Annotated in this window: 16 protein-coding genes; 4 read left to right on the plus strand and 12 right to left on the minus strand. The window is 36.7% G+C overall.

Going from position 1 to position 18,590, the window contains the following annotated elements:
- The first annotated feature begins 11 nt into the window (after positions 1–11).
- Complete coding sequence (locus tag L1967_RS00960) at positions 12–1,388, plus strand: peptide MFS transporter (RefSeq protein WP_249599841.1); 1,377 nt, start codon at positions 12–14, stop codon at positions 1,386–1,388.
- A gap of 77 nt (positions 1,389–1,465) precedes the next feature.
- A complete protein-coding gene (locus L1967_RS00965; protein WP_249599842.1) occupies positions 1,466–2,020 on the plus strand; it encodes a thioredoxin family protein in 555 nt (184 codons plus the stop codon).
- Positions 2,021–2,052: 32 nt separating this feature from the next.
- Here L1967_RS00965 and L1967_RS00970 read toward each other — a convergent pair whose 3' ends face one another.
- The 5 genes from L1967_RS00970 to surE all read right to left on the minus strand — a co-directional run bounded on the left by L1967_RS00970 (position 2,053) and on the right by surE (position 6,957).
- Positions 2,053–4,062: a ComEC/Rec2 family competence protein gene (locus L1967_RS00970; protein WP_249599843.1), complete on the minus strand. Its 2,010-nt coding sequence runs from the start codon at positions 4,060–4,062 to the stop codon at positions 2,053–2,055.
- 75 nt (positions 4,063–4,137) lie between these two features.
- Complete coding sequence (locus L1967_RS00975; RefSeq protein WP_249599844.1) at positions 4,138–4,692, minus strand: C40 family peptidase; 555 nt, start codon at positions 4,690–4,692, stop codon at positions 4,138–4,140.
- A 64-nt stretch (positions 4,693–4,756) separates the two neighbouring features.
- Positions 4,757–5,869, minus strand: coding sequence for a lipid-A-disaccharide synthase (lpxB, locus tag L1967_RS00980; RefSeq protein ID WP_249599845.1), 1,113 nt, complete (start codon positions 5,867–5,869; stop codon positions 4,757–4,759).
- A gap of 25 nt (positions 5,870–5,894) precedes the next feature.
- Complete coding sequence (locus L1967_RS00985) at positions 5,895–6,182, minus strand: hypothetical protein (protein WP_249599846.1); 288 nt, start codon at positions 6,180–6,182, stop codon at positions 5,895–5,897.
- Positions 6,175–6,957, minus strand: coding sequence for a 5'/3'-nucleotidase SurE (surE, locus tag L1967_RS00990; protein WP_249599847.1), 783 nt, complete (start codon positions 6,955–6,957; stop codon positions 6,175–6,177). Before surE ends, L1967_RS00985 begins: the two co-directional genes overlap by 8 nt.
- Before the next feature lie 146 nt (positions 6,958–7,103).
- Here surE and L1967_RS00995 point away from each other — a divergent pair, with 146 nt between their 5' ends.
- Complete coding sequence (locus L1967_RS00995) at positions 7,104–9,245, plus strand: carboxy terminal-processing peptidase (RefSeq protein WP_249599848.1); 2,142 nt, start codon at positions 7,104–7,106, stop codon at positions 9,243–9,245.
- Between the two features lie 526 nt (positions 9,246–9,771).
- Here L1967_RS00995 and L1967_RS01000 read toward each other — a convergent pair.
- Genes L1967_RS01000 through purH form a run of 7 tightly spaced genes read right to left on the minus strand, consistent with a single transcriptional unit; the run spans position 9,772 to position 17,033 of the window.
- Positions 9,772–9,981, minus strand: coding sequence for an SRPBCC family protein (locus L1967_RS01000; protein WP_249599849.1), 210 nt, complete (start codon positions 9,979–9,981; stop codon positions 9,772–9,774).
- Positions 9,981–11,231, minus strand: a complete 1,251-nt coding sequence (gene rodA, locus L1967_RS01005) for a rod shape-determining protein RodA (protein ID WP_249599941.1) — start codon at positions 11,229–11,231, stop codon at positions 9,981–9,983. The genes L1967_RS01000 and rodA overlap by 1 nt, the downstream gene beginning before the upstream one ends.
- Positions 11,206–13,101 carry a penicillin-binding protein 2 gene (gene mrdA / locus L1967_RS01010; protein WP_249599850.1) on the minus strand — a complete coding sequence of 632 codons (1,896 nt, stop codon included), beginning with the start codon at positions 13,099–13,101 and terminating at the stop codon, positions 11,206–11,208. The genes rodA and mrdA overlap by 26 nt, the downstream gene beginning before the upstream one ends.
- A complete protein-coding gene (locus tag L1967_RS01015; protein WP_249599851.1) occupies positions 13,098–13,604 on the minus strand; it encodes a rod shape-determining protein MreD in 507 nt (168 codons plus the stop codon). Before L1967_RS01015 ends, mrdA begins: the two co-directional genes overlap by 4 nt.
- Positions 13,597–14,418, minus strand: coding sequence for a rod shape-determining protein MreC (gene mreC, locus L1967_RS01020; RefSeq protein ID WP_249599852.1), 822 nt, complete (start codon positions 14,416–14,418; stop codon positions 13,597–13,599). Before mreC ends, L1967_RS01015 begins: the two co-directional genes overlap by 8 nt.
- Before the next feature lie 15 nt (positions 14,419–14,433).
- A complete protein-coding gene (locus L1967_RS01025) occupies positions 14,434–15,462 on the minus strand; it encodes a rod shape-determining protein (RefSeq protein WP_013070169.1) in 1,029 nt (342 codons plus the stop codon).
- A gap of 38 nt (positions 15,463–15,500) precedes the next feature.
- A complete protein-coding gene (purH, locus tag L1967_RS01030; RefSeq protein WP_249599853.1) occupies positions 15,501–17,033 on the minus strand; it encodes a bifunctional phosphoribosylaminoimidazolecarboxamide formyltransferase/IMP cyclohydrolase in 1,533 nt (510 codons plus the stop codon).
- 147 nt (positions 17,034–17,180) lie between these two features.
- On the opposite strand from purH, the gene L1967_RS01035 reads away from it, so the two are divergent.
- On the plus strand, positions 17,181–18,434 hold the full coding sequence (locus tag L1967_RS01035) for an ABC transporter permease (protein WP_249599854.1): 1,254 nt from the start codon (positions 17,181–17,183) through the stop codon (positions 18,432–18,434).
- Positions 18,435–18,590 lie beyond the last annotated feature (156 nt).

Consider the following 18,590-nt stretch of genomic DNA (forward strand, 5'->3'; position numbering starts at 1 on the left):
AACTTAAAATTATGGCAAATACTGCACCTCCAGCTAATCAAAAAGAAATATTTGGGCATCCGGCAGGATTGTATATTCTCTTTTTTACAGAATTATGGGAACGCTTCTCCTACTACGGAATGCGAGCCTTATTTACGCTATACCTTGTTGCTGAAACCACCTCGGATAATCCAGGTTTTGGATGGACAAATACCGAGGCCTTAGAACTTTATGGTTGGTATACCATGCTAGTTTATGTGTCTTCTATTCCAGGGGGATGGGTCGCCGATAAACTTTTAGGGCAAAAGAAAACTGTTTTGATTGGTGGTATACTCCTGTGTATTGGGCACGGAATCTTATCGTTTGAATCTGAAACTTCTTTCTATATTGGTTGTTTATTTATCATTCTTGGGGTAGGTGGTTTAAAACCAAATATCTCTTCGATGGTAGGAGGATTATATAAGCAAGGTGACGAACGTAGAGATCTTGGGTTCTATATTTTTTACATGGGGATTAATATTGGTGGTTTCTTAGCACCAATTGCTTGTGGTTTCTTAGCTCAATATTATGGATGGCACTGGGGATTTGGTCTTGCAGCAATAGGAATGTTGCTGGGACAGATCGTTTATATGCTGGGACAAAAGCACCTATCTCATGTTGGGAATTTAATTTCAAGAAAAAACGAAGCAGATCGAGCGATTTTAGATAAACCCTTAACCTCAATAGAAAAAGACAGAGTAAAAGTATTGCTAATCTCTTTCTTATTAATTATCCTTTTCTGGGCAGCTTTTGAGCAGGCTGGTGGTTTAATGAATCTTTATGCTTCAGAGAAAGTAGACAGAACGATTTTAGGCTTCGAAATTCCTGCTTCAGTATTCCAGTCAGTAAACTCTTTCTTTATTATCACTTTGGCGACATTGGTTGGTAGCTTTTGGTTTCATTGGAAAAAGAAAGGAAGAGAATCATCTTCTATTTTTAAAATGGCGGTTGGTTTAATTATTATGGCCTTAGGGTTTGGTTTTATGAGTGCAGCATCTTTGCAATATCAAGAAACCGGATCTTCAGGAATGTACTGGTTAATTTTAGCCTATTTATTCCATACCATTGGTGAATTATGCGCATCACCGGTATCGCTATCTTTTATTACCAAACTAGCTCCGCTAAAATATGCTTCAATTATTATGGGAATGTACTGGGCGGCAACAGGCTTAGGAAATAAGGTTGCCGGTTTAATTGGCCAATTTGCTCAGGATCTTGGGGAATTCGAAATTTTTACCGGTATCCTGGTAATCTGGACAATAATAGGATTGTTAGTTATTGCAATGTTAAAACCTCTTAAACGTTTAACCCACGGTGCAGAGGATGCAAAGATGGAAGAAGGCATCCCGCAGGAAACAACAATAGAATAAAAAGAGATTATAATATTTTCTAAAAAACGTTCTGTAAAAGGAACGTTTTTTGTTATCATAGAAGAAAATTTTTGAAGATGAAAAAAATACTTTTTATAGCATTAATAATGGTTGGTTTTGCAGTGCAGGCGCAGGAAACTGAAAGTAAGATTAACTGGATGACCATGAACGAGGCGCTGGCAGCACAAAAGGAAACGCCTAAGAATATTATCATGGATGCGTATACTGATTGGTGTGGCCCGTGTAAAATGCTTGATAAAAACACTTTTGGGCATCCACAGGTGGCCCAATTTATTAATGAAAACTATTATCCGGTAAAATTTAATGCAGAAGGCCAGGAAGAAATTAAATACAAAGACGAAGTTTTTGCTAATCCAGAATATAAACCTGAGTTAAAAGGTAAAAGAAATAGTCCGCATGAATTTGCTCGGGCTTTACAAATTTCAGGATATCCAAGTATTGTGTTTTTTGATGAAAACGGAGATTTAATCGCACCATTAACCGGATATAGAACGCCGGCGCAAATAGAAATATTTTTAAAAATCTTCGCAAAAGACGAGTATAAAAAATTAACTACAGAAAAAGCCTGGAATGAATACAATGAAAACTTTGAACCTACGTTTAGTAAGTAAGTGTTAGTTGTATCATAAACAATAGTTTGTGGTTAGTAGTTAAAAGCTCCCTTTTTACCCGTCTGGTAAAAAGGGACTTTTTTATGTATACAGGTCTGTTTCCATAATGTAATAAAATTAGGGTAATTGCTGGCGTCGGCGATAACTATGTGTGGCTTTAAAATAGCAATAGTGCGCTCTAAATTCACTTTTGGAGAATTAGAAAGCAGTATTATATCCGGCTTAAATTCAGGAAAATTAAAAAGCGCAGCACTGTCGATCACCAAAATTCTTTTTTGCTTCAGTTCATAAAAATTTTCAAGCTTATTAAACTCAATATTCGATATTTTTTCAGCTATTTTAAAATCTTCCAAGTAATTCCAGCTGCTATCTTTTAGATTATGGCTAAAAAGATTTAATTGTTGTGCTTTCTTTTCAGCAATGATACTGTTTCCCGATTTATTCAGAATAAAAATTTCTTCGGAAGAATGCTGATATTGGTCAATTAGCAGGCTAATCTGAAATGCGATAATCGCCGTCAACACTAAAAATACATGTCTTTTCTGTTTTTGTTGAAGTAAGAAGAAAAAGCTCATGATGACTCCGAATAAAAGTAATACTGAAAAGGCACTAAGATGAATTTCGTTGATAATAAAATTTTCTTTGCTGGCCACCCACGCGATAAATGCATTAAGTTTTTCAACCAAAATCGAATAGAATTTTACCAGGACTTTAGGCAGTACATCTAAAACCCCTAATATGAGGATTAAAATTCCTAAAATAAGTAAGATGCCAAGTCCGGGAAGGATCACCATATTCGTTAGCAAAAATAATCCCGGAAATTGATGAAAATAGTATAAACTTAACGGCAAAACACCAATCTGCGCGCAGAGGCTTACGCTAATCATCTGATAAAAAAATCGCACAATCCTGTTTTTGGGGTACCAAAGTTTATTGAATTTAGGCTGAAATAATGCAATGCTAAATACAGCAGCAAAACTTAGCTGAAATCCAACCTGAAATACATAAAACGGATTGATAAGAATAAGAATTAAAAATGCAGAAAACACGGTGTTGAGTAAACTGATTTTACGGTGAATCTGAAGACCAAAAGCCACAAAGCTAAACATAAATGAAGCGCGAACTACCGATGCCGATAAGCCGGTAAGTAATGCAAAGCTCCAAATTCCGGCTAAGGTTAAAGCCAGTTTTAACCATTTTGATTGCTGAATTGGTTTTAGAAGAAAATTAATGAGCAACAAAATGATACCAATGTGCAATCCTGAAACGGCCAAAATATGAATAGCGCCAGCGGCAGCATAGTTTTGATAGATTTCATTTGAAATACCGTTACGCTCCCCTAAAATTAAAGCCTGAATTATAGCAAGTTCATCTTTTTTAAAACCTGAATCCTGTAACGTTTGGAGTAGGGATCTTTTTATTTTGGTGAAAAGAGAAGGTTTGGCGTTTTGATCGATTAAAATTTGATGTTCTGAAAGATTAATTTGATAAAAAATACCCTGAAATTTCATGTATTCTGAATAGTTGAATTGGTGCGGGTTCAGTGGTAGATTTATACTTGTAATTTTTGCCGGTACCGTGATTTGTTGCCCAACCTTTAAATTCGATTGTAAAGGAACACCGACTAAGATTTTACCAAAAGCGGGCTTCCGTTTTATCAAATCCCGATTATGGATAACATAATCTACTTCAACAATAAAGCGTTTATGGAAATTCGGTTTTAGTTCTTCGGTGAGTTTTAGTTGTAAAAAATCCTCTTCAGAATTAACGAAATTCGAAAAATAATACGGTCGGTTTTCAGGGAATTTAAGCTGGTAGGAAATACTTCCGAAGAAAAATAAAATCAGATATAAGCATATTCCAAAATAGGGCAGTTGGTAAAGCTGCGATTTGGCTTTAAAAAAGAAGAATACAAAAAGAAAGAGGGTAATCCCGGCAGAAATTAGCAGGGCGTTTAAGGGGATTTTAAAAAAATGTGCTGCTAAGATTCCGCATAAAAATGCAATCGAAAATTTAAGAATCTTGGTGTTGATGTATCCCATCTTTCTGATTATTAGAAAGTAGGGTCACACTAAAAGTAGTGAAAATCTGCTTTTTAGCCGACTTTTTTAAAAAGTTTAAATTATTCTTCTGGCCATCACAAAAGTATTATTCCAGTAATTTTCAGAAAGTTTACTAATCACTACACCCTGTGAAGTGGTAGAATGGATAAAAAGAATATCGCCTTGTGAAACATCTACAACAAGTCCTACATGGTTAATTACTTTGCGGTTTTTATTTGTTTCAAAAAACAAGAGATCGCCTACCGTTACGTCTTTTAAATAAAGGCGTTCGCCCTGTAACGACATTGCACGCGAGGTTCTTGGTAATGCAATATCATTCTCCTGAAATGAAACGTACATTAGGCCAGAACAGTCCATCCCGCGTTTTGTGGTGCCACCGTATTTGTATTTAGTGCCTTCAAAACTAATCGCATAATTTACAATATCATAAACCCGATCGTCTTTAGGTTTGATGACTTCATTGTTTTGAGTGATTTTTGGATCGTAATGTTTTGTTTTTTTAGTAGTTTTTTCGGTTTTGGTAGTAATTACTTTGGGTTTTGAGCCGCCACAGGAACTTAAAAATATAGCGGTTAAAATCATTATGCCCAGTCTTAGGCTCTGCTTCATTATCATATCTCTTTCTATATTCTTCATCTCACTTAATGTCGATATTGTAGGATTTCGGGATGTTTTATTTTATGGCATCATAAATAAAGGTGGCAGTTTCTAAACTAGCGCCAGTTCCGCCCAATTTTTGTTCTAATTCGTAATAGTCTTTAAAAATTCGCTCCCTGTTTTTCTCTTCCAGGATCTTTTGTAATTCGATTTTAAGGGTATCTGAATTGAATTCTCCCTGAATAAGTTCTTTTACCACCTCTCGATCCATAATTAGGTTGACCAGAGAGATATAGTCTAAATTAATAATTCTTTTAGCAATATGGTAAGAAATATAGTTGCCTTTATAGCAAACCACTTCTGGGACCTTAAAAAGAGCGGTTTCTAAAGTTGCAGTACCCGAGGTGACCAGTGCGGCATACGCGCAACTTAAAATATCATAGGTTTTATTCATCACCAGATTGATATTGGTCTTTTTAAGGTAAGGTTTATAAAATTCGGTTTCCTGGCTTGGCGCTCCGGCAATAACAAACTGATAATCTTTAAAATCCTGTGTGATGCTTAGCATGACTTCCAACATCTTAGAGATTTCCTGTTTTCGGCTGCCGGGTAATAAGGCTATAATGGGGCGTTCGTCCAGGTTATTTTCAGCTTTAAATTTGGCTATATCGGTATTTTTGCGATTAGAAATAGCATCGATTAATGGGTGCCCGACGAAATTAACAGGATAGTCATGTTTTTTTTCGTAAAAATCTTTTTCGAAGGGTAAAATCACATACATGTGATCGATATCACGTTTTATGGCTTTAATCCTGTTTTCTTTCCAGGCCCAGATTTGCGGTGAAATATAAAAATGGGTATCGTAGCCCTCTTCTTTTGCCCATTTTGCGATACGTAAATTAAATCCGGGATAATCGATAAAGATTAATGCGTCGGGTTGGTATGTTGCGATATCTTTTTTGCAAAATGAAATATTACCTAAGATGGTTCGCAGGTTCATAATCACTTCCGCAAAACCCATAAAGGCAAGATCACGGTAATGTTTTACCATAGTTCCGCCTTGTTCTTGCATAAGATCGCCACCCCAAAATCGAAATTCGGCATTTGGATCTACTTTTTTTAGGGACCTCATAAGGTTAGAAGCATGTAGGTCTCCCGAGGCTTCTCCTGCAATGATATAATATTTCAAGCGCTTAAAATTTTATTCTTAATAATTAAAAATTTCGAATTTTAACCACAGCAATTGCAACTGCAACTACCAGGCATGCCAGTAAAATTCCGCGGGCATGATAAATTTGTTTCTTCCGCATAAAAACGAAAAATGGGAAAAAGTTCAATACAGCGCCAATAGCAATTAATTTTCCGAAGTAATCATTCTGAATAGAATCATGAAGGCTTACTTCAAAACTATAGTCAGAGAAAAATGTAGTAAACAAGAAAACTCCAGCTATAGTGGTCGAAATACCAATTAAAAAGCCTATTGCGATATTGCCCTTACTCATCCAGTTTCCAGTCGTTTAACTCGTTAATAAAATGGTGTGCCGTTAAATCGAATTGAACGGGGACTAAAGAAACATATCCGTTTTCTAAGGCCCATTCATCAGTATCCTGGCCTTCATCGTTATTTACAAACTTACCACTTAACCAGTAATAATCCCGACCTTGTGGATTGGTCCTTTTATCAAACTCTTCTTCCCAATGTGCGTTGGCCTGACGGCAAACTTTAATGCCTTTAATTTCTTCTGCGGGCAATTTGGGAAAATTTACGTTTAAGACCACCCCTTTTGGAAGCCCGTTTTTAAGTACATTTTTAGTAATCGCTTTCACATATTTTTTACAAGGCTCAAAATCGGCATTAAGGGAATAATCCAAAAGCGAGAAACCAATGGCAGGAATTCCTTCTACGCCAGCCTCTACTGCAGCACTCATGGTTCCGGAATAAATGACGTTTATCGAAGAGTTAGAGCCGTGGTTAATTCCGCTTACGCAAAGATCGGGCTTACGGTGTAAAATTTCCTGTGTCGCAATTTTCACACAGTCGGCCGGGGTGCCAGAGCAACTATATTCTTTATGATTGTAGTTTTCTTTTAGTGTAACCGAGTCACAAAATAGAGTGTCACTAATGGTGATGGCATGTCCCATTCCGCTTTGCGGACTATCGGGAGCGACAACAACGACATCACCAATCTCTTTCATGACCTGTAAAAGGCTTCTAATTCCGGGTGCGGTAATACCATCATCGTTAGTGACCAGAATTAGCGGTTTTTCTTTGCTCATAGCTTAATTTTTATAGTTGCTAAATTAGTAATTTCCTACGGAAAGATTAATTTAGTGCTTTAACAAATTATTAGTTGCTGTTCTTATGAATGGCACAGTTTTTAATGTATTTTGTACAGAATTTAATGACGAAATCTATGCGATATATGAAAAGGAATTTAAAAATCCTGGTTTTGGCTGTTTTGATGGCAGCAACTTCATGCAGCTTCACCACAAAAAAGTTTGATGACCCTAACAAAGACAAGCTTTTAATCGATCTTATTACCTATGTTCTTAGCCAGGGACATTACGATGCTAAAGAGATAAATGATGATTTTTCAGCAAAAGTTTATAAGCATTATATAGAAAGTTTAGACCCTTCAAAGCGTTTCTTTTATAAAGAAGATATTGAGGAATTTGAAAAATATAAGCTGCTTATTGATGACGAAATCAACAATAAGGAACTTAATTTTTTCGACTTAACCTATTCTAAGCTAGAAAAACGTAATGAGGAGGCAAAACAATTGTATACTAAAATCCTTGCCGAGCCTTTTGATTTTTCTAAAGAAGAAGATTTTATCGCTGATGGTGATGATTTGGATTATGTGACTTCTAAAGCCGAATTGAAGGAGCGTTGGAGAAAACAACTTAAATTTTCTACACTTATTAACTATTACGATCTTAAAGAGGACGAGAAAAGTAAGAAAGAAAATGATCCCGATTACACAATGAAATCTGATGAGGAACTAGAGAAAAAAGCTCGTGAGACTACCCAGAATAGTTTATCGGAGTACTTTGATCTAACCGATGACTTGGAAAGAAAAGATTACTTCTCTGTTTTTATCAATGCCATAGTAGAAGAATTTGATCCTCATACGTATTATTTTGCGCCAAGGGATAAAGACCGTTTTGACATCCAAATGTCTGGTAAAATTGAAGGTATTGGGGCAAGATTACAGAAAAAGAATGATGATATTACCATTATGGATGTAATATCTGGTGGTCCTGCCTGGAAAAGTGAAGAATTAGATGCAGGCGATGTTATTCTTAAAGTGAAACAAGAGGATGAAAATGAACCTGTAACGATTTCAGGGATGCGCCTTGATGATGCCGTAGATTTAATCAAAGGACCAAAAGGCTCTAAAGTTACCCTTACTGTTCGTAAAAAGTTGCTTGGAAATATAGAGCAGGTTACCCTTACCAGAGATCTTGTAGAGTTGGAAGAAACTTATGCAAAAACAGCGATGGTGGATAAAGATGGCAAACAATACGGAATCATTAACCTTCCAAAATTCTATTTTGATATGGAAGATTATGATAGCCGTAATGCAGCTTCAGATATGCGTAAGGATATTATCGAGCTTAAAGAACAAGGTATGGACGGGCTTGTAATAGATCTTAGGAATAATGGTGGAGGTTCCTTAAAAACCGTAGTAGATATCGCAGGATTGTTTATTGAAAAAGGACCTATTGTACAGGTAAAATCTAATGGAGAGCGTAAAGAAGTGCTTAACGATGAAGATTCTGAAATTGTTTGGGACGGGCCGCTTGTAATTTTAGTAAATGAGCTTTCAGCTTCAGCTTCAGAGATTTTAGCGGCGGCAATGCAGGATTATAAAAGAGCCGTTATCATTGGTAGTAAGCAAACTTATGGTAAAGGAACCGTTCAGAATGTGATCGACCTTAATCGATGGTTAAGAAATAACGATTATGGGGATATGGGAGCCTTAAAAATTACTACTCAGAAATTCTATAGAGTAAACGGAGGTTCAACCCAGTTAGAAGGAGTGAAGAGTGATGTTGTTGTTCCAGATCGCTACAGCTATGTGGATATTGGCGAGAAAGATCAGGAAAATCCATTACCATGGGATAAAATCGATCCCGCAGATTATAACATTTGGGATGGTTATGTAGGTTATGAGGAGGCCATAGAGAATAGTAAAGAGCGCATGGCAAAAAGCGAACAAATTAAGCTAATCGAGCAAAATGCAAAGTGGATTAAAGAGCAAAGTGAAGATGATACTTATTCTTTAAATTTTGATCGTTATGCTGCCGATGCAGAGAAAAATAAAGAAGTAGCGAAACAATATGATGCTCTAAAAGACTATAAAACCAATCTTTCTTTTACTTCTTTACCTTACGAAGAAAAACTTTTTAAAGCAGATTCTACGCTACAGGAGAAAAGAGAAAGATGGCATAAGGATTTAAGCCGTGATGTGTACGTTGAAGAGGCGATTAACGTGCTTTCTGATATTAAGAGGAATAACATGAAACATAAAGTAGCAGGTTCAGATAAGTTAAAGGATTAATTTTTCTGCTTAACTAATAATTTTAAAACGCCCGGAGTTTGTTAACTTTGGGCGTTTTTAATTGCTAAATAAATAGAATGAAACGAAAAATCGTTTACCCTTTTTTGATTTTAGTCGTTGCAGCGGCTCTTTTAGTGGCAGAGCGTTGTTCGATGTAATTATTCTTTTTGCTGAATTAAAACTATTCCTTTAGCACTTTCAGCGTATTCTTTTATCATCTTATTCCTTGTGGAAAGGAAATTTTTAAGGTAATTCTTCAGAAATAAGAAATCAGCACATCTGCCAAAAATTCCTAATGGAGATTTGTAGTTGAGACTATCGGTAATACGTGTTTTTTCTTCGGAAATTGACTTGAAATGGTGCTCGTGTCTGAAGGATTTAAAGATGCCTTTTTGCATTTGATCCACAAAGAAAAGCGGGAGCTGAAATTCGACAATTTTAGAAGTGAATTTTTGACTCGATAATCGAGATTAAATGCTCAAATACTTGTCCTTACTTAAAAATTTCAGCTCAAATTAAATGATTCTTAGGCTTGCGTTAGATCGTTACTTCCTCCAAAATGCCTGGCCTGCCAGGTTACCTGTTGGCCCAATTCAATTAAACCTTCAGTTTTGCCAGCAATAGCCTTTTCTTTGGTTTGTTCCGTAGAAATAAGATGAAGATCAATACTCCTTGATAGATCAAATACAAGCTGGATTTCAGCATCAATTTCTGTAGTGATTTCTATTTTCGGCATTAAAAAGATAGTCTGTCAGAATCCAGTCTTATAAAGATAAACAATAAGATCGTGAATCCCCATAAACCAGAACCGCCATAGCTAAAAAACGGTAATGGAATACCCACTGTAGGGAAAATTCCTATCACCATCCCAATATTTACCATAAAGTGAAGGAAGATAATGCCAACGACGCTATAGCCATAAATACGGTTAAACTGTGATTTTTGCCGTTCTGCCAAAAATATGAGCCTTAATAACAAGCTGATAAATAGCAACACCACTAAACCGCTTCCTACAAAACCCCATTCTTCGCCTACGGTACTAAAAATATAATCGGTATGCTGCTCTGGCACAAAGTGACCTTTGGTTTGTGTACCTTCAGTCCAGCCTTTGCCCGTCCACCCGCCACTACCAATGGCAATCTCACTTTGGTTGGTATTATAACCTATTCCGCGGCTATCGACCTCTTTTCCCAAAACGATATTAAAGCGATCACGGTGGCGTTGTTCAAAGACATTATTGAAAATATAGTTTACCGAGAACGATAAACCTATACAGGTGGCAACAATAAATACTAATAAAGGGATGCCTGGCCGCTTTTTTTTCTTTAATAACAAACTTAGTGCTGCCAAAATAATGACTGCGGCGGTAACCCAAATAGGGCCAAGTAACAAAGTACCTACAAATATCATTACTCCCGTTAAGGCGAGTACCAGATAAAGGGCTGAGATACCTTCTCTATACAATGGGAAAAAGAATGCTGCATATACCATAGCACTCCCGGGGTCTGGTTGAGGGACAATAAGCAATGCAGGTAAAGCAATAATAATAAAGGCCTTAAATTGATGCGAAAAAAGCTTAATATTAGTCTGGATATCACTTACATATTTTGCGAGTGCAAGTGCAGTGGCAATTTTGGCAAACTCTGAAGGTTGTAATCTAAACGACCCTATGGCATACCAGGAGGTAGCTCCAGAAATAGTTTTACCAAATACAAAAAGTCCTGCAAGCAGAATAAGAGCAGTGATATAAATGATGCTCGAGAAGCGTTGATAGAATTTAGCCTCGATAGCAAGGATAATAACGATTAGAAAGACGCTAAGGGCAATCCATAGCGCCTGCTTTCCGTAAGGCTCATTAAGGTCGAAGTAGCTTACAGAAGGATCAGAGCCCAGTGAGGCCGAATAAATATTAGCCCAACCAAAACATACCAGTAAAAAATAAATTAAAATCGTTAGCCAATCAAAGCCAGCCGTTTTTCTTGCCATCATTGATTAAGAAAGGTTCTCCACTATAGGGTTTTTCGTATTCGTCTTCTAAGCTGTTTTTAGGATCCATTATAAAATCTTCAAGATCTGTACGGGTAATTTTTCCTTTTAAATATTTTTCGATCATTAAACTGGCAATTTTCCCTCCGTAGCGACCACCCCAGTATCCATTTTCTACAAAAACGGCGATGGCAATTTTAGGATCATCTACAGGAGCAAAGGCTACGAAAATGGAGTGATCGGTAAGCTGCATTCTTTTACCATTTACCCTCACAAAATTTTCTGCCGTTCCGGTTTTTCCAGCGATTTCAATACCCTCAACCTGTAAAGAACTTGCGGTACCGTTTTTATATACCTGATGCATACCTTCTATCACCGGATCAAAATTTTCAGGATCAATCGTAGTGTGATGTTTTTTAATAAATCTTTCGTCTTTTATAGGCTTACCATCGATCTTTTTAATCATGTGTGGGGTGTAATACCAGCCTCTATTCGCAATTGTCGCCGTCATATTAGCGAGCTGAATAGGTGTTAATAGGACTTCTCCCTGGCCTATGGCGTTAGATAATGTCGCTGTAGCATACCAACGGTAGGTTGGATAATCGTATATTTTATTATAATATTCTGAAGTTGGGATTTTACCCGGTCTGCCGGTACTTAAATCGTTGCCTAAATAATCGCCTAATCCAAAACTTCTTACGTGTTTGTTCCACACATCCATGCCCTCCTGTGGGGTTGGGTATTTCTCAATGATCTTACGATATACCTGGGCAAAATAGGAATTGCAGGATTGGGCAATTCCCTGTGTCATGGCAAGCGGACTTGCATGAGCGTGGCAACCCATTTTACGTCCACGACCATAGCTATATCCATGATGACAGGAAAAAGTATCGTCGGTATCCACAACGCCTTCTTGTAAGGCAATTAAAGCATTCATGGTTTTAAATGGCGATCCTGGCGGATATTGTGCAAGGATACTACGATCATAAAGTGGTCTTGCTGTAGAATCTAACCACATTTTGCTGAAATTTGGCGACCTTTTTCTTCCAACTAAATCGGCAGGATCATAGGTTGGTGCCGTAACCATAGATAAAATTTCCCCAGAGGAAGGTTCTATAGCGATAATACCGCCACGTTTATTGGTCATCAAATATTCGCCATAGGCCTGTAAATCTGAATCCACCGAAATGGTGATGTCTTTACCACGTTCTGGTAAAGTGTCATAAATTCCATCCTTATAAGGACCAATATCGCGATTCAGTTTATCTTTTTGGATGTATTTCACTCCTTTTATTCCGCGTAGGGTATCTTCATAAACGCTTTCTACCCCTTTTCGGCCAATAAGGTCACCACTGGTATAGTAGGGATTATTCTTAATAGTAGCTGGACTAACTTCAGCAATAAAACCTAAAACATTAGCACTGTGATCTACGTGGTAATCTCTTAAAGACCGTTTCTGAATATAAAAGCCTTCATAATTACGCATTTTCTCTTGTAAAAAGGCATATTCACTTTTGGTAAGTTGCGGAACAATTACGGAAGGTAAAAATGGAGAGTAAATTTTTGCCTTATCTAATCTGCGCTCTAATTCTTTACGCTCTAAACTTACAATTTCGCATAATTCTGTGGTGTCGAATGGCTTAAGGTTACGTGGGATAACCATAACGTCATAAGATGGTTGGTTAGAAACCATAAGTTCGCCATCGCGATCGTAAATATATCCGCGTTGCGGGTAATCATAAACTACTTTTACCGCATTATCATTAGATCTAACGGCAAAACTATCGTCTACAACCTGTAGATAAAAAAGCCTGCCCAGAAAAATGAATCCGGTAGTAAGGATAATAATGTATAACAGAATTCTTCTCATCTATATTTTTTGCTGAAAAGTGCGATACTTAATAAAATAACAATTACCGTAAATATACCTGAAAATAACGTCTTCTTAAGGACTAGTATTATATGACTAAAGCTAAACATTTCCAAAGAAAATAACACTAAATGATGAATGGCCACCATCAGCACCACATAACTGATCCTGGCGCCAAGTGGTGTAGCCGATAAGCGTAAGGTCTGATGATCGTAACTTATTCCAAATGAGAATCGCAGTAAGTTGGGGCGCACAAAAGCAGCAACTAAACAGGCTGCAGCATGAATCCCGCCACTATCTTCAAAAATATCTACCGATAAGCCTAATAAAAAAGCCAAAAATAAAAACAAGCTTTGATTGGTATTAAAGGGATAAAGCAGTAAAAATAGAATATAAAGATAAGGGTTTACATATCCTATAAAGTTGATGTTGTTGAGTACAAGCACCTGAATTAATATCAGGCCTATAAAACGTAGTATATTAGATATTAGATTGCTATTCATCTTCCTCTTTTTCTAAAGAAAGAATTTCTTTCTTATGCTTATTTTCAATAACATACACATAACCAATATTAGTCATGTCGTTGAATAGCTTTACGTTAATCGTAAAATAACTTTCTGTATGATCTAATTTAAAATCCTGGATGGTGCCAATTAATAAACCTTTTGGAAAAATTAAACTTTTACCACCAGTAATAATCGTGTCACCTTTAGCAACGGGTGCCTGTTTAGGAACATCGGTAAGTTGCATAAGATTGGGATCTTTACCATTCCAGGTTAAACTACCAAAATGATTTGACTTTTTAAGCTGCGCGTTAATTTTGGATTGGGAGTTTAAAATAGATATTGCTCGGGAGTAATTTGCATTTGTCCTGTCGATAATCCCAATAATACCTTTACTGGTAACTACGCCATTTTCAGCAGCGATACCGTCTTTCTCCCCTTTATCTAAGGTGATATAGTTATCTCTTTTGGAGAAATTATTATTAATAACATCAGCACTTCTAAATGTATAATCTGAAGTGAATGTTGTATCAGTATAATTCGGGATCGTATCCTTTCCGCTTAATTGCCTTATGATATTGCGAAGATTTTTATTCTCTTCTACCAAACGCTGGTTGTATTCATCTAAATAAAAGTAATCCTGAATATTATTATTCCAGGAATAAATCCCCCCGGTAAGCCAATTGGCCGAGCTTATAAATTTACTTTTATGAAATGAATGGGTTTGTATCGTAAGGAAAATAGAAAACGCAAGCAATGTCAAGAACAAAATATTATTCTTGTTCCGAATCAGAAAATTGAATATTTGCTGCATAAGCTAGTGCGTCTCCTACTTTATCAATATTCCTTTGTATCTGTTTAGTGTTTTTAAAGTAATCCCCGTGCCCCTTACTACCGCTCTTAAAGGATCTTCAGCAATATAAACAGGAAGGTCGGTTTTTGTAGATAATCGTTTATCTAAGCCTCTTAACATCGAGCCCCCACCGGCTAGATAAATACCGGTATTATAAATATCGGCAGCTAGTTCTGGAGGGGTTTGGGATAAGGTTTCCATTACCGCATCTTCAATTCGAAGAATAGATTTATCTAAAGCTTTTGCGATCTCGCGATACGAAATGTTTACCTGCTTTGGCTTTCCTGTTAAAAGGTCACGCCCTTGTACACTCATTTCGTCTGGCGGAACTTCTAAATCTTCAGTTGCTGCACCAATCTGGATTTTAATTTTTTCCGCAGTACGTTCTCCAACATACAGGTTGTGTTGTGTACGCATATAATACACGATGTCGTTGGTGAACACATCTCCTGCGATTTTAATCGATTTGTCACAAACAATTCCGCCAAGGGCGATTACCGCAATCTCTGTAGTACCACCACCTATATCTACGATCATGTTCCCTTTAGGCTGCATGATGTCTACACCAATACCAATAGCAGCAGCCATAGGTTCATGAATAAGGTAAACTTCTTTACCATTTACACGCTCGGCACTTTCTTTTACCGCTCGCATTTCTACTTCTGTAATTCCAGAAGGGATACAAATGACCATTCTTAAAGCCGGCGTAAACATTTTACGTTTAAGTGCCGGAATTTCTTTAATAAACATGGTAAGCATCTTCTCACTGGCATCAAAATCGGCAATTACACCGTCTTTTAACGGCCTAATGGTTTTGATATTCTCATGTGTTTTTCCCTGCATCATCGCCGCTTCTTTTCCCACCGCCGTAATCTTTCCAGATGTACGATCCCGGGCTACAATCGAAGGGCTATCTACCACCACCTTATCATTATGGATAATAAGCGTGTTAGCAGTTCCTAAATCTATCGCTATTTCTTCAATGAGAAAATCAAAAAATCCCATAGGTTATTTATGTATTGGTATATTGGTAAAGTATTCTATTAATGTTTAAAATGGCGGGTTCCTGTCATTACCATTGCAATATCATTGTCATTACAATAATCGATACTTAATTGATCTTTTATAGAACCGCCTGGCTGGATTACTGCCGTAATTCCTGCATTTCCTGCAATTTCTACGCAATCTGGAAATGGGAAAAAGGCATCACTTGCCATTACTGCTCCTTTAAGATCGAATTTAAAAGAACCTGCTTTTTCAATACTTTGTCTTAAAGCGTCTACACGAGAGGTTTGTCCCGTTCCGCTAGAACAAAGTTGTTTATTTTTTGCCAGAACAATGGTATTGGATTTTGTATGCTTACAAATTTTTGAAGCAAATAAAAGATCTTCAATTTCCTGTTCTGTAGGTTTATTAGTTGTTGCGTAAGATAAATCGTCTAAAACATCTGTTTTATTGTCTTTATCCTGAACTAAAACTCCGTTTAAGCAAGTACGAACCTGATTTTCGGGAAGTTCAGTTTCTTTTTGTATTAAAATGATTCGGTTTTTCTTTCCTTTTAATATTTCTAAAGCGTCTTCAGAAAAAGAAGGAGCGATCACTACTTCACAAAATAAAGAATGAATTTCCTCAGCAGTAGCTTTATCAATTTCGGTATTCGCAATTAAAATTCCGCCAAAAGCTGAAACAGGATCCCCGGCCAAAGCATCTACATAGGCTTGCTTTATGGTGTCGCGTTGTGCAAGACCACAGGCATTATTATGTTTTAAAATTGCAAAAGTAGGAGCTTCTCCTTTAAATTCATTCATCAGGTTTATCGCAGCATCAACATCTAAAAGGTTGTTGTAAGATAACTCTTTTCCGTGGAGCTTATCAAACATCGCGTCAAAATCTCCAAAAAATGTTCCTTTTTGATGTGGATTTTCACCATATCGTAAAGTTTTGCCTTCCTGAATACTTTGTTTGAATGCTGGAATTTCTTCTGAAGTATTAAAATAGTTGAAAATAGCAGTATCGTAATGCGAAGAGATATTAAATGATTTTGCGGCGAAATTTTTACGTTGCGCTAAGCTGGTTTCACCATTTCCTTCGTTTAAGATCGTTAAGAAATCTGCATAATCGTTTACAGAAGATACACAAAGTACATCTTTAAAGTTTTTAGCAGCAGCACGAATAAGTGAAATACCACCAATATCGATCTTTTCGATAATATCCTGTTCTGAAGCACCAGAAGCAACTGTTTTTTCAAAAGGATAAAGATCTACAATAACGATATCTATTTGTGGGATTTCGTATTGAGCAATTTCCTGAACGTCACTATCGTTATCCTGGCGATTTAAAATTCCGCCAAAAACCTTAGGGTGTAATGTTTTAACACGACCACCTAAAATAGAAGGGTAAGAAGTTACGTCCTCTACAGGAACAACATCGATTCCTAGATCTTTAATAAATTTTTCTGTTCCTCCGGTAGAATAAATTGTAATTCCCAGATCGTTAAGCTTTTTAACGATGGGCGCCAAACCATCTTTACTGAATACTGAAATTAATGCAGATTTGGCTTGTTTTAAATTGCTCATTATGTTGTGTTTGTTAAAGAAGCAAAAGTAAGTATTTAAGCGAAAAACTTAAAAGTGTTTTTGCTTATTTATAAATAAAATTTGTAACGAAATTTTAAGCTGTGCGTCATATAAATAATTCTGTGTAAAAAAGCAGCTGTTTTTATTATGCTTATATTTCTAAGAGTCCTGGGTGAGAGCTTTAATTTTGCGATTAATGCCCTAAAAAATAACCTTTTGCGTACTTTTTTATCCCTGCTTGGGGTAACCATAGGTATTTTCTCCATTATCGGAGTGCTTGCTGCCGTAGATTCTTTAAAAAATGAAATTTCGGGGTCGTTAAGTAGTTTAGATAATAGCACAACCATTGTGATGCGTTTTAATTTTGGGCCTACAGAAATTCCACGGTGGAAATGGCAACAATTTCCAGATGTTACTTACGACGAGTATCAGTTTTTAAAACGCAATCTGCCAGATGCCAAAGCAGTCACTTTTACTCAGAATGTTCCTGCTGAAACAATAAAATATCAGGATGCCAGTAGTTTGGGGGTGAATGTACAGGCTGTTGGAAGCGAATATTATGATATTGAAGCGATTAATATTGAAGAAGGACGCTTTTTTAACGAATCTGAAGCCTCAAGCGGATCCCTGGTTGTTGTAATAGGAAGCGAAATTGCTGAAAATCTTTTTGGGAGTATAAATCCTATCGGGAAACAGGTGCGTTTATACGGAAGAAAATTTACGGTAATTGGCTTACTGAAGAAAGAAGGTTCATCGATGTTTGGACCCAGTAAAGACAGTCAGGTTTTTATTCCGGTGAATGTTACCAGGCGTATTTACGGTGAAAATAATAGAAACATTTTTCCTCAAATTTTACTAAAGCCTAAAGCTGATGTCGATAATGCCGAATTTCTAGCGGTGTTAGAACAGCGGCTAAGAAGTTTCCGAGGAATAAAACCGGGCGAAGTAAGCACCTTTTTTGTCAACCAGCTTAAAGGATTCACCGATATGATTGATAATATTACAGGAACCCTGAATGTAATCGGACTGGTAATTAGTGGTTTTTCTTTGCTTGTGGGCGGATTCGGGATCGCCAATATTATGTTTGTGAGTGTAAAGGAACGTACAAATCTTATAGGAATTCAGAAATCATTGGGCGCAAAGAATAAGTTTATTCTTTTTCAGTTTCTGTTCGAAGCGATTATTCTCGCTATAATTGGGGGAGCCGCAGGCTTATTTTTTGTCTGGATAGCTACCATTATTGCCTCAAACTTTACCGGTGATTTTGATTTTGTTCTGTCCTTCGGAAATATCATTTTAGGAACAACAGTTTCAGCATTAATCGGATTAATTTCCGGGATTATTCCGGCGATTTCAGCATCAAGACTGGATCCTGTTGAAGCGATTAGAACCGGGATGTAAAATGGGTGGAAAGTTAAAAGTTTTTAAAGTATAGAAAGTGAAGTTTCGGTAGGGTGCTTTATTTTTAGAGACAAGAGACAAGAGACAAGAGACAAGAGAAATAAGACTGTTCTTGTTTGTTATTTCATTTTGTTGCAAATCATAAAAAACCTCATA

This window comes from Zunongwangia pacifica (genome assembly GCF_023499215.1).
Lineage (GTDB): Bacteria > Bacteroidota > Bacteroidia > Flavobacteriales > Flavobacteriaceae > Zunongwangia > Zunongwangia pacifica.

Excerpts from the sequence above, each read along its gene's own strand:
- L1967_RS00975 (WP_249599844.1), bottom strand. The coding sequence starts at position 4,692 with ATGAAGCAGAGCCTAAGACTGGGCATAATGATTTTAACCGCTATATTT.
- L1967_RS01035 (WP_249599854.1), top strand. The coding sequence starts at position 17,181 with ATGCTTATATTTCTAAGAGTCCTGGGTGAGAGCTTTAATTTTGCGATT.
- purH (WP_249599853.1), bottom strand. The coding sequence starts at position 17,033 with ATGAGCAATTTAAAACAAGCCAAATCTGCATTAATTTCAGTATTCAGT.
- L1967_RS00995 (WP_249599848.1), top strand. The coding sequence starts at position 7,104 with ATGAAAAGGAATTTAAAAATCCTGGTTTTGGCTGTTTTGATGGCAGCA.
- L1967_RS01025 (WP_013070169.1), bottom strand. The coding sequence starts at position 15,462 with ATGGGATTTTTTGATTTTCTCATTGAAGAAATAGCGATAGATTTAGGA.
- L1967_RS00985 (WP_249599846.1), bottom strand. The coding sequence starts at position 6,182 with ATGAGTAAGGGCAATATCGCAATAGGCTTTTTAATTGGTATTTCGACC.
- L1967_RS01000 (WP_249599849.1), bottom strand. The coding sequence starts at position 9,981 with ATGCCGAAAATAGAAATCACTACAGAAATTGATGCTGAAATCCAGCTT.
- L1967_RS00960 (WP_249599841.1), top strand. The coding sequence starts at position 12 with ATGGCAAATACTGCACCTCCAGCTAATCAAAAAGAAATATTTGGGCAT.
- L1967_RS00970 (WP_249599843.1), bottom strand. The coding sequence starts at position 4,062 with ATGGGATACATCAACACCAAGATTCTTAAATTTTCGATTGCATTTTTA.
- mrdA (WP_249599850.1), bottom strand. The coding sequence starts at position 13,101 with ATGAGAAGAATTCTGTTATACATTATTATCCTTACTACCGGATTCATT.
- surE (WP_249599847.1), bottom strand. The coding sequence starts at position 6,957 with ATGAGCAAAGAAAAACCGCTAATTCTGGTCACTAACGATGATGGTATT.
- L1967_RS01015 (WP_249599851.1), bottom strand. The coding sequence starts at position 13,604 with ATGAATAGCAATCTAATATCTAATATACTACGTTTTATAGGCCTGATA.
- L1967_RS00965 (WP_249599842.1), top strand. The coding sequence starts at position 1,466 with ATGAAAAAAATACTTTTTATAGCATTAATAATGGTTGGTTTTGCAGTG.
- rodA (WP_249599941.1), bottom strand. The coding sequence starts at position 11,231 with ATGGCAAGAAAAACGGCTGGCTTTGATTGGCTAACGATTTTAATTTAT.
- mreC (WP_249599852.1), bottom strand. The coding sequence starts at position 14,418 with ATGCAGCAAATATTCAATTTTCTGATTCGGAACAAGAATAATATTTTG.